Origin of the sequence: Natronospirillum sp. (genome assembly GCF_022565775.1) — a bacterium.
GTDB lineage: Bacteria > Pseudomonadota > Gammaproteobacteria > Pseudomonadales > Natronospirillaceae > Natronospirillum.
In genome coordinates, this window is sequence record NZ_JAIUMC010000024.1 from 23660 (window position 1) to 34323 (window position 10664).

Sequence of the window (10664 nt, forward strand, 5' to 3'; positions counted from 1 at the left end):
GACCTGTCTTGCGGAGGGCTGCAACCGATTGCCAATTCGCTGTTGTTACAGGGTTCTCTATGTCCCGCGCTTTACGTGCCTTGCGTTATCTGGTCCTGCTGGTACTGATCCTGGTATCCACGGTAGCCATGACCCTGTTCTATTATCTGCAGGGCAGTCTGCCGGTGCTGGAAGGCAATCATATTGTACCCGGTCTGCGCGCCAAGGTGGATGTCGCGCGCGATGACTACGGCGTTCCCACTCTGTTCGGTACCCACCGGGAAGATATCGCCTTCGGCCTCGGCTTCCTGCATGCTCAGGAGCGCTTTTTCCAGATGGACCTGTTGCGCCGCCAGCCCGCCGGTGAACTGTCGGCATTGCTGGGGGCCGGGTCACTGACCGCTGATCGCCAGCGACGACCTTACCAGATGCGCGCCCTGGCCGGGCGTGTTATTGCCGACGCAGGCGTCAGACAGCGCAGCATCATCGAATCTTATACCCGGGGTGTCAACCAGGGACTGCAGACACTGAGCCAGCCCCCCTTCGAATACCTGCTGCTGCAGAGCGAGCCGGAGCCCTGGGTGCCGGAAGATTCTGTGCTGGTGATGCTGTCAAGGTCAGTCAACCTGCACGAGCAGACGCTCGACCGCGCCCTGAGTCTCGAAGCGCTGCACCGGCACCTGCCGGAGGACTGGAGCCGGTTTATGCTGCAGGACCGCGGCGAGTGGGACGCGCCACTTGATGATAACGGCAGCCCGGCCTTGAGCAGTCTGCCGACAACACCCCTGCAGGACTGGGGCGTCAGTGATCGCCGCTCACATGCCCTGCCCCGCATCGGCCTGCCCGGAGGCGACGCCCTGGCAGTTAGCGGCGCATTCACTGAAGACGGCCATGCCTTGCTGGCCAGCAATGATTATCTGCCCCTGGAGCTGCCGGCCACCTGGTACCGGGCCCGCTGGCAACTGCTGGAAAGCGGTCACAGGGCAACGGGGCTCACCTTGCCGGGCAACCCGATCATGTTCAATGGCAGCAATGAGCAGGTCGCCTGGACCTTCACCAATACCTTGTTGCCCGCCGCGGATATCATCCGTCTGCAGGTGCGCGATAACACCTATCTGACGGCTGATGGCTGGGAGCCTTTCCGGGTGCAGGACGAATCGATTGCTATCCGTGGCAGCTCTCCACAGGTCATGCAGACCCGCCATACCCGCTGGGGGCCGGTTATCGGCCAGGATGATGAAGGTCGTTGGCTGGCACTGCGCTGGAGTGCCCTGTCGACAGAAGGTGTCGACCTGACCCTGCTCGATATGGAAAACGTGACGACGATTGCCGAAGCCCTGCAGTACGCCGAGGCCGGAATACCGACACAGAATCTGGTCGTGGCCGACCGGGCCGGCGACATTGCGTGGTCTTTGGCCGGCCCTTTGCCCGGAGAAGGCGTTGGCTCAGCACCTCTGGCCGGCGCTGACCTGACTACAAACGACAGCGAATGGTGGAACCGCGAAAGGCCCACATTGCTGGGGCGCGATCATCTCTGGCTGACCGGCCACCGGACACTGACAACTCACCCGGCGCTGCAACGAGGTGACCATGACCTCGGAGTGCGCGGCCAGCAGATGCGTGATCAACTGCTGAATCTTGAGCAGGCCAGTGAACAAGCGCTGCTGGACATTCAACTGGACGACGGGGCACTGCTGCATGAACGCTGGCGGGCCCACCTGCTCGCCCTGCTTGAGCAGATCAATGTCAACCTGAATGCGTCGCTGCTGGCAGAGCTGGAGAGTGACGAGCCGCTGCGCGCGCGACCAGACAGTCTGGCCTACCCATTGGTTAGAGCCTACCGACAGGCCGTGCTGGAGCGCACCCTCGGCCCGGTCTATGCACAACTGGCAGAGCGCAGCCGGGTATTTGATGTACGTCATGTACTGCGCCAGGTCGAATACCCGCTCTGGGCGCTGACCAATGAGGCCCCGGAATCAGCACTGAATCCAGCCTTCGACAACTGGGAAGCCTTGTGGGAAGATGCATTACTGGCCGCCATGGATGCGACCAGCAATGAACTGGGGCCACTGACATGGTCACAGCAGAATGATGGCGCCTGGCGCCACCCGCTGAGCCAGTGGGTGCCCGCACTCGCACCGGCACTCAATCTGCCTGCTGACGGCCTGCCCGGTGACTACTACATGCCGCGCATTCAAGGTCCCCAGCTCAGCGCCAGCCAGCGTATGGTAGTCGCACCCGGGCGCGAACACGAGGGACTGTTTCATCAGGCTGGAAGCCAAAGCGGCCACCCTATCAGCCCCTATTATCGCATCGGACATTCAGACTGGCTGAACGCGAATCCGGCTCCGCTGCTACCCGGACCGGCACGCTATCAGATGTCGCTGTTCCCCCAGCGCTGACGGGCAAGACCAAAGGAGCCGAAAAGGAATGACGGAAATGCACTGGGATCGTTTGCTGAGCACCGCGCGCCACGGACACCTGGCTCCGGAGCCCCATGAACTGGGGCGCAGCCATTTTCACAAGGACTATGACCGCATTGTTTTCTCTGGCGCGTTTCGTCGCCTGAGCGGCAAAACGCAGGTGCATCCGCTGTCCCTGAATGACCATGTCCATACCCGACTGATCCACAGTGTGGAAGTCGGCAGTGTCGGGCGGTCACTGGGGCTCAAGGTTGGCGAACGCATTCATCGGGACCTGCCGGCCTGGATTCAGCCGGATGACATCGGTGTGATTGTGCAGGCGGCCTGTCTGGCCCATGATATCGGCAATCCACCCTTCGGCCATGCCGGGGAATTTGCCATCCAGGACTGGTTTCGCCAGCCGCAGAATGCCCCTCTGCTCGAGAGTCTCAGTACTGATGAGCGTCAGGACCTGGTCTGCTGGGAAGGCAATGCCCAGGGGTTCAGGCTGGTCACCGACATTGAGTATCACCTGTTTCGTGGTGGGTTGCGTCTGACCTACCCGACGCTGGCCACCATGCTGAAATATCCCTGGACGGTGCGGCACGCCGGGGAGCAGGGCAAATTCGCCTGCTTTCAACAGGAAGCCGCCAATCTGCAGGAGATTGCCACGCATCTGGGGCTGATCAGACGCGGCGAGCAGCGCTGGTGCCGTCACCCGCTGTCTTATCTGATGGAGGCAGCAGACGACATCTGCTACGCCATCATAGACCTGGAAGACGCGGTGGATCTCCGCATCCTGCAGTTCGAGGAAGTTCGGGATATTCTGCGCCAGCTGAACCCCCAGGCCGAGCTGGCGCTGGGCGCGAAGGATGAGGTATCACCCCTGCGCAAACTGGCTGCCCTGCGCGGCAAGGCCATGCAGGCGGTCATCGACTCGGTTGTAGAAGCCTTTCTGCGCCAGAAGACGGTCATCATGCGGGGTGAACTGGAAGGCGAACTGCTCGATTGGTGTCCGCAACATATTGGTGACGGCATCCGTGCCGCCAAGGCGCTGGCCAAAAGAAAAGTCTTCAAGGACAGCCACAAAACCGAGATAGAAATCGGCGCCTATGCGACCTTGAGCACGCTGTTGCATGCCTTTCTCTCCGCCGGCCACGAACTGCATTCCCGGCAGGGCCAGGATCTCAGCTACCGGACTTTGCGCGTTCTGGACCTGATGCGTGACGAAGCCCCTCAGGCGCACTGGTCGCTCTATGGCATCTACCTGCGCACGCTGGATTTTGTTACCCAGCAAACCGATCAATATGCCAATTATCTGGCCAAACAGATAGGCGGTGTACCGCTGATGACCCGATGAAGAACCGCCTCCTGTTGCTGATTCCGAGCCTGCTGTTGGCGGCCCAGGCGATCGCTGACATCAATGTGCGGGCCAATCCAGCCTATTTTCTCGGTGGCGCCATCAACGCCGAGCTTGATATCGGCGTGGGCGACCGCTGGGCGCTGGGTCCGTCTGTCACAACCGGGGTCCTGCTGGATGAGTTCATATTCGGTGCGCACCTGCATCTGTATCGCCAGCCCAGACGCGATAACGGCTGGTATACCGGACTGGCCGTGCGCCACAGCCCCACCGGTCTGGCGTTTACCGATCGCTTCACCTCTATTCGGATTCTGGAGCGCTACCAGTGGCACGGCGACAATTTCAATCTTGCAGTCGGTATCGGCCCGGATCTGCGCCAGGACCATCGTGATGACTGGCAGCTCTGGGTGGGTGCAGACCTGAGTCTGGGGTGGCGCTTCTGATGCGACTGGTATTGCTTCTTGCCCTTCTGCTGGCGACCCTGCCGGTCAGTGCCCTGGATCTGATCCGGGTTCGCACAGACCCTTCCTGGGCGCTGGCCAACAACAGCGTCAACGCGGAGCTGGATTTTGCCTGGCGCTCCCAGACGACACTGTCTTTCGGGGTCTACTATACCGACGGCTGGGGCACGCGCAGTAACCCGACGCGCCGCCTGTCGCCCATTGCCCGGATCGACTTCCACAGCGCTGATCCACTGGAGTCCGGCTGGCATCCGAACCTGACCCTGCAGCCTGATCTCATCGACCATGGTGATGACACCTACGGTGCGGCATTGCGCATCAAGGCGCGACAGTCCTATCGTTGGGTCTGGGACCCGTTGACACTGAGCGGCGGCCTCGGCATTCAGGCTCGGGCGGGAGATCGCACACCCTACCTTGCCTGTTATCTGTGCCCAACCTATGAACTGAGCCTGGGGTGGAACCTGTGATGCCGACCCGCCCCCTGACCTGCATGCTCCTGTTGAGTACACTGTTGGTGTCACCGGCAGTGGCCGACGACGAGCGCACCTGGTTTTGGCACTACACGCCCCTGGATGGCACGACGCATGGTATCGGCGTGTCGCGCACTGACAATGGTCAGGCTGCGAACTGGCTGGTCAGAGCCAATATCGGCTATGAGCTGGAGACGCTGGGTGCCTCGCTTGTTCGCCAGCAAAGCCTGCTCAGCGACCATCCTGACTGGTATCTTGCCACCGGTGTGCGGGTCGTGCACCACTTTCAGAACACCGATGAGGGGCCCTGCTCGGTGATCAACTGCGAGGAACCTGCCGGAGAGTGGGAAGGTGTTCTGTTCAGCCGCTGGTCATGGGGCCTGCAACGTCAGGACTTCAGACTTGATCTGGGTTATGGAGCACAGTTCCGGGTCAGAGAACGGGGGGCGAGCTCAGCGCCAGCTTGGTCGCTGAGCCCGAATGTGGATGTCACTCTGGGCTGGCGGCTTTGAAAACTCGCCATCACATCCATCAAAGCACAGCGATGACGGCTTCGTAGTCGGGCTCGTCTGTTGTTTCACTGACCTGCTGCGTATGGATCACCCGCCCATCGGTGTCGATGACCACGACGGATCTCGACAACAGGCCAGCCAAGGGACCATTGCGAAACATGGCGCCATAGTCTTCGCCGAAACTGCTGCGAAAGGTTGAGCCTGTCACTACATTGCCCAGACCTTCGGCGCCGCAGAAGCGAGCCTGGGCGAAGGGGAGGTCTGCGGAAACGCAGAGCACTGCAGTATTCTCCAGTTCACCGGCAAGCTCGTCGAAGCGCTTTACAGACAGTGCACAAGGTGAGGTGTCGAGGCTCGGGAAAATGTTGAGAACAATCCGCTGGCCACTGAAGTCGACCATCTTGATCTCATTCAGATCCGCACCGGTCAATCTGAAATCGGGGGCGGGTGATCCTTTGGGTGGCAACTCTCCAACGGTCTCGAATTCAGTACCCCGAAGGGTGACGATTGCCATAGTCCACAAACTCCGTATATTTCACTGATAATTGGTACGCTTGGGTCACATGTAATGCCCGGCTTGCAAAAGCCGTTTGTTCCGTGGGTTCAAATACGTACCGCTGAGCCCAACAGACCATTCACTCTGGAGGGCTATTGGGTTATCGAGCACGGCGCTGGTGTCGGCCTATGATAGACTGACGCCCTTTGCTGACAAGGAGACTGCAAGCCATGCTCTACCCACTTCTGGCCATGGTGGCCTTTACTTTCCTGCTGCTGATTTCCGGTTTCATCATGCGCTATCGGGCCGTCAGTCGTGGTGAGGTATCCATGGGCTACTTCCGCCTTGTCAGTGGAGACGCGCCGCGCTATCTGCAACAGGCCACGCGCCACTTTTCCAACCTGTTCGAAATGCCGATGCTGTTTTATGTCGCAGCCCTGATTTACCTGCTACACCCCATTGAAGCCGGCTGGGTGGCCCCCCTGGCATGGGCCTATGTGCTTTCGCGTATTGCACATGCCGCCATTCACCTGACCTACAATAACGTCATCCACCGGATGCTGGTCTTTCAGGTCAGCAATCTGGCGCTGATTGCGCTCTGGGTTGGTGTCGCATTGAACTTCTGAGCCTGGGGGAGACCTTACTCCTGTTCGGAGAAGGTGCACACGCTGAACACCCCGAAACCGGCGGCACGAATAGCCTCTGCGCCGCCTAGGTCAGGCAGGTCGATGATGGTGGCGCATTCCACCACCTCGCCCCCGACGCGCTTGATCAGCTTGGCGGCCGCCAGCATGGTGCCGCCGGTAGCAATCAGGTCATCAACCACCAGTATACGGTCACCCTCCTTGAAGGCGTCGGCGTGCAATTCGACAGTCGCCTCACCGTATTCCAGCTTGTAGGTTTCGCTCAGGGTCCGAAAGGGCAGCTTGCCCTTCTTGCGCACCGGCACAAAACTGGTATTGAGCTCGTAGGCCAATGGCGCGCCTATAATGAAGCCGCGCGCGTCGATAGCGGCAATGGCATCAATGTCGAGTTCCTGATACTGATGAACGAAGGCATCCACCAGCTTGCGAAAAGCCGCGCGGTCCTGCATCAGCGGCGTGATGTCCCGAAAATTGACCCCAGGCTGGGGCCAGTCACGAACGGTACGGATCACCCCTTTTATTTGGTCGCTGTAGGGCGTCGAAGGTTGTGTCATATCAGCTCTCTGGCAGGCTGCCCGCCTCCCTCCATGCGGGGGCAGCAGGCAGACGTCGATTCACCGTCAATCCAGGAAGATAAACTTCAGGATGAACACCAGCGCCAGAATGTACACCATCGGGCTGACATCTTGCCAGCGCCCGGCGAACGTCTTGATAACTGCATAGCTGATAAAGGCCAGCGCGATACCGTCGGCAATGGAGTAGGTAAACGGCATGGCCAGGGCGGCAATCAATACCGGCGCGGCTTCGGTGACATCATCCCAGTTGGCCTTGGCCAGAGCGCCGGACATCAATACAGCAACGTAAAGCAGCGCACCGGCAGTGGCAAACGCCGGCACCGACCCCGCCAGAGGCGCGAAAAAGAGGCTGATCAGGAACAGAATAGCCACCACCACGGCGGTCAGACCGGTTTTGCCGCCCGCCGCAATGCCTGCAGCACTCTCGATATAACTGGTGGTGGTCGACGTACCGAACAGCGAACCGGCAATGGAGGCCGTGGAGTCTGACATCATGGCGCGATTGATGCGCGGCAGGTTGCCATCCTTGTCCAGCAGTTTGCCGCGCTCGGCCACACCAATCAGGGTACCCGACGTATCAAACAGGTCGACAAAAAGGAAAGCGAAGATGACGCTGATCAGAGCAACATCCAGCGCCCCCACGATATCCAGTTTGAAGAAGGTGGGCTCGATGGATGGCGGCGCTGACACGATGCCGCCAAACTCATTGTGGCCGAATACCATGGCCAGCACGCTGATGCCCAATACACCGATCATGACTGCACCGGTCACCTTCAGATAGGCCAGCGCAGCGATGACGAAGAAGCCCAGAAGCGCATAGATGGCAGCCGGCTCGGTCAAATCACCCAATGTAATCAGTGTCGCGTCATAGCCAACGACGATACCCGCATTTTGCAGCGCGATAATGGCCAGGAAAAAGCCGATACCGGCGGCGATACCATAGCGCACTGACAGGGGTATGGCATTGATGATCCATTCGCGCACCTTGAAAATGCTCAGCAGCAGGAACAGGATACCGGAGAGGAATACCGCACCGAGTGCCACTTCCCAGGCGTGCCCCATACCGAGTACAACACCGTAGGTAAAGAAGGCATTCAGGCCCATCCCGGGCGCCTGTGCAATCGGATAGTTGGCCCACAGGCCCATGATCAGACAGCCAACAGCGGCGGCCAGACAGGTCGCCACGAACACGGAATCTCGATCCATACCGGCATCGGACAGGATGTCCGGGTTCACGAAGATGATGTAAGCCATGGTCAGGAAGGTGGTAATCCCTGCGATCACCTCAGTCCGGACGCTGGAGCCCATTTCCTTGATCTTGAACATGCGTTCCAACATAGGTTCTGCTCTCTTGTGGGTCAGTCGGTGGGCAAGCAGTGCGTGCACCATTGGATGGCGCAGTTTAGCCCTTGCGTAAATAAATGGAAAGTTCTGGTGCACCAATGGAGGCCACAGAGCCCCTGTCGGCTTCATGGCATGCCTCTGCAAGAATCGGGCGCATTCCTGGTGACCTGTCACAGTTTGATACTTGCGGAAACCGCAACTGACCGCTATACCTCAGGGCCAGCATGATTGACCAAGCAAGGGGATGGTATGGCAAAAGCGGAACTGGGTGTGGGATTGATCGGGTTTGGGTTATCAGGTCAGGTGTTTCACCTGCCCTTTATTCGCAGCCATCCGCAACTGGTGTTGCGTGCCGTGCAGAGCAGACGACCGGACGCAGTGCAGCAGAGTGCGCCGGAAGCCGCCGTAGTGCCGGATACTGGAACCCTGTTGGCACGTGACGACATTGATCTGGTGGTCATCACCGCCCCCAACGAGCTGCATTTTGATCTGGCTCGCCAGTGTCTGGAGGCCGATCGACATGTGTTGGTCGAGAAGCCGTCGGTCACCCGTTCGGAACAGATGGACCAACTTCTCGCCCTGGCGTCGGTACACCAGCGCCATCTGAGCGTCTACCAGAACCGTCGCTATGATGGTGATTTTGTCACCCTGAGGTCCCTGGTGAACCAGCGGACATTGGGGACATTGCGCCATCTGGACACCCGCTTCGACCGCTTTCGACCCGAACCCCGAAATCGCTGGCGTGAACAGGCCGGGGTGGGGACCGGTATTTTCTGGGATCTGGGGCCCCATCTGCTGGACCAGGTGCTGACACTGTTGGGCCGCCCTAAAACAGTGCAGGCCGACATCCGTGCCCTGCGCCCCGGCAGTCAGGCTGCCGACTGGTTTGAACTCCGTCTGGACTATGGCGAACTGCAGGTGAGCGCAGGTTCCACGCCTTACGAAGCAGGCCGAATGCGCCGCTTCAACGCGAGGTTCGACGAGGGCAGTTGGCAGTGTTGGGGGCTGGATCCTCAGGAGGAGGCCTTACGCGCCGGCGAGCAACCCGATGCAGCCGGCTACCCCCATGCGGGCAGGCAGATTGCCTGGCAGTTTGATCAGGCTGGCAAGATGGAAGAACTTCGGATACAGGCGGGTGATTACCGGGGTTTCTATCGGGACCTGGTCAGCGCCATTCTGGACGGTGGGCCGCCGCCGGTCCCGGCCAACGAGGCACGGGACCTGATTCATCTGATGGCCGTGCTTGAGGAGTCCGCCCGGTCAGGGCGGACTCTTGGCTGGGACTACCAGTCGTAGCCGCAGCCACAACCGCTGCTGCTTCCGGTGCCTCTGAACGCACTGTCACCCAGAATGTAGTCTCCGATAAAAGAGCCTTCAAAATCATCCGGCTGGTGGGTTTCCGTGAGTATTTGAAAGTCCCCTCGCCCTGATTCGCTGAAGGAGGAGGCCCACACCGTGTATTCACCCGGCTCAAGAGGCATCAGCAGCCTGGCATTCAGGCTGCCGGCAGAGTCATCGTCTTCGCCCACGATTTCCTGATTGGCATCCAGCACAAACAGGTAGGGATCCAGATCGTGCGACAACATCTGCAGATCCAGCACAATGGGCTCTTCCACAGACAGCGGATAGGGGTTGCCAGTCATGCCACCAGATCCGGGTATGGGCTGTCGGCTGTCGGTCATGACGTCGTTGAGAAATCCGTCTTCTCCCAGAGCCGACAGTGTTTGGATCTCACGCTCACTGGCAGACACCGTGAACAAGCCGGCGGAATCCTCAAAAAATCCCGTCGCCCAGAGTTCGTAGTCACCCGGCTCCAGGGCAATGAGGATTCTGGAGTCTGTAGAGCCGCCCCAGTCATCGTTTTCGGCGACTATGTCCTGGCTGTCGGCTTCTACCAGCGTCAGGAAAGCATCAAAATCCTCCGATGCCAGTCGCAGGTCCAGCGTGACGGCTTCCTCCACGCTGATGGGGTACACCCGCATGGCTGCCCCGGTATAAGGGTGAGATCTCCCGGTACCACCGGCAAGGTAGCCTCGCGCCTCTCCGGGCACTGTGAGTTCTGCATCTTCGCGCAAATGCTCCAGGCTCAGTGCATATTGACCTACCTGCCCGGGTCCTTCGGCAGACACGACCAGTGTATAGGTACCGGCTGACACAGTCTGCCGGATGAGTCGCGAGCGCTCCAGTTGATAGCCCCAGTCATCCAGCGAGCTGGCCATCTGCAGCATGGTGCCATCTGGCGAATACAGGGTCAGGGACGTTGCAAAATCATCACTGCTGGCCGAAATCATCACCAGTTGGTCAGCATCGATGTCGACATGGTAAGTCTGATAATGGGTGCCGGCGCGTGGATTGACGGGCGTACTGCGGCCGAATTCACCGCGCACGGAGCCAGGAACCGCCAAAGCTGCAGGAGGCTCA

At 59.8% G+C, this 10664-nt stretch carries 10 protein-coding genes and 1 pseudogene; 7 read left to right on the forward strand and 4 right to left on the reverse strand.

Annotated features, from left to right (window positions below; genetic code table 11):
- The first annotated feature begins 59 nt into the window (after window positions 1-59).
- From LAT62_RS06900 to LAT62_RS06920, 5 genes are read left to right on the forward strand one after another with little or no spacing between them, the layout of a single operon-like run.
- Entirely contained in the window at window positions 60-2381 is a 2322-nt protein-coding gene (locus LAT62_RS06900; RefSeq protein ID WP_293381011.1) for a penicillin acylase family protein, read from the forward strand.
- 28 nt (window positions 2382-2409) lie between these two features.
- Window positions 2410-3741 (forward strand): deoxyguanosinetriphosphate triphosphohydrolase, encoded by a 1332-nt coding sequence (locus tag LAT62_RS06905; protein WP_293381014.1) that lies wholly within the window; start codon window positions 2410-2412, stop codon window positions 3739-3741.
- Window positions 3738-4184, forward strand: coding sequence for a hypothetical protein (locus tag LAT62_RS06910; protein WP_293381017.1), 447 nt, complete (start codon window positions 3738-3740; stop codon window positions 4182-4184). The genes LAT62_RS06905 and LAT62_RS06910 overlap by 4 nt, the downstream gene beginning before the upstream one ends.
- Complete coding sequence (locus LAT62_RS06915; RefSeq protein WP_293381020.1) at window positions 4184-4669, forward strand: hypothetical protein; 486 nt, start codon at window positions 4184-4186, stop codon at window positions 4667-4669. Before LAT62_RS06910 ends, LAT62_RS06915 begins: the two co-directional genes overlap by 1 nt.
- The gene (locus LAT62_RS06920) at window positions 4669-5184 is read left to right on the forward strand and encodes a hypothetical protein (protein ID WP_293381023.1); all 516 of its coding nucleotides are present in this window, start codon (window positions 4669-4671) and stop codon (window positions 5182-5184) included. The genes LAT62_RS06915 and LAT62_RS06920 overlap by 1 nt, the downstream gene beginning before the upstream one ends.
- Window positions 5185-5203: 19 nt before the next feature.
- Here the strand turns inward: LAT62_RS06920 and tpx are convergent, their stop codons facing one another.
- Window positions 5204-5698, reverse strand: coding sequence for a thiol peroxidase (tpx, locus tag LAT62_RS06925; RefSeq protein WP_293381026.1), 495 nt, complete (start codon window positions 5696-5698; stop codon window positions 5204-5206).
- Between the two features lie 212 nt (window positions 5699-5910).
- On the opposite strand from tpx, the gene LAT62_RS06930 reads away from it, so the two are divergent.
- Window positions 5911-6306: an MAPEG family protein gene (locus LAT62_RS06930; RefSeq protein WP_293381029.1), complete on the forward strand. Its 396-nt coding sequence runs from the start codon at window positions 5911-5913 to the stop codon at window positions 6304-6306.
- Between the two features lie 14 nt (window positions 6307-6320).
- Here the strand turns inward: LAT62_RS06930 and LAT62_RS06935 are convergent, their stop codons facing one another.
- Entirely contained in the window at window positions 6321-6878 is a 558-nt protein-coding gene (locus tag LAT62_RS06935; RefSeq protein ID WP_293381032.1) for an adenine phosphoribosyltransferase, read from the reverse strand.
- A 66-nt stretch (window positions 6879-6944) separates the two neighbouring features.
- Window positions 6945-8237, reverse strand: a complete 1293-nt coding sequence (locus LAT62_RS06940; RefSeq protein ID WP_293381036.1) for an NCS2 family permease — start codon at window positions 8235-8237, stop codon at window positions 6945-6947.
- Between the two features lie 255 nt (window positions 8238-8492).
- Here LAT62_RS06940 and LAT62_RS06945 point away from each other — a divergent pair, with 255 nt between their 5' ends.
- Complete coding sequence (locus LAT62_RS06945) at window positions 8493-9539, forward strand: Gfo/Idh/MocA family oxidoreductase (protein WP_293381039.1); 1047 nt, start codon at window positions 8493-8495, stop codon at window positions 9537-9539.
- Here the strand turns inward: LAT62_RS06945 and LAT62_RS06950 are convergent.
- Window positions 9527-10664 (reverse strand): annotated as a pseudogene (locus LAT62_RS06950) (hypothetical protein); the annotation flags it as partial. The gene LAT62_RS06945 and the pseudogene LAT62_RS06950 sit on opposite strands and share 13 nt — an antisense overlap.

Excerpts from the sequence above, each read along its gene's own strand:
- LAT62_RS06930 (WP_293381029.1), top strand. The coding sequence starts at position 5,911 with ATGCTCTACCCACTTCTGGCCATGGTGGCCTTTACTTTCCTGCTGCTG.
- LAT62_RS06920 (WP_293381023.1), top strand. The coding sequence starts at position 4,669 with ATGCCGACCCGCCCCCTGACCTGCATGCTCCTGTTGAGTACACTGTTG.
- LAT62_RS06905 (WP_293381014.1), top strand. The coding sequence starts at position 2,410 with ATGACGGAAATGCACTGGGATCGTTTGCTGAGCACCGCGCGCCACGGA.
- tpx (WP_293381026.1), bottom strand. The coding sequence starts at position 5,698 with ATGGCAATCGTCACCCTTCGGGGTACTGAATTCGAGACCGTTGGAGAG.
- LAT62_RS06945 (WP_293381039.1), top strand. The coding sequence starts at position 8,493 with ATGGCAAAAGCGGAACTGGGTGTGGGATTGATCGGGTTTGGGTTATCA.
- LAT62_RS06935 (WP_293381032.1), bottom strand. The coding sequence starts at position 6,878 with ATGACACAACCTTCGACGCCCTACAGCGACCAAATAAAAGGGGTGATC.
- LAT62_RS06915 (WP_293381020.1), top strand. The coding sequence starts at position 4,184 with ATGCGACTGGTATTGCTTCTTGCCCTTCTGCTGGCGACCCTGCCGGTC.
- LAT62_RS06940 (WP_293381036.1), bottom strand. The coding sequence starts at position 8,237 with ATGTTGGAACGCATGTTCAAGATCAAGGAAATGGGCTCCAGCGTCCGG.
- LAT62_RS06910 (WP_293381017.1), top strand. The coding sequence starts at position 3,738 with ATGAAGAACCGCCTCCTGTTGCTGATTCCGAGCCTGCTGTTGGCGGCC.
- LAT62_RS06900 (WP_293381011.1), top strand. The coding sequence starts at position 60 with ATGTCCCGCGCTTTACGTGCCTTGCGTTATCTGGTCCTGCTGGTACTG.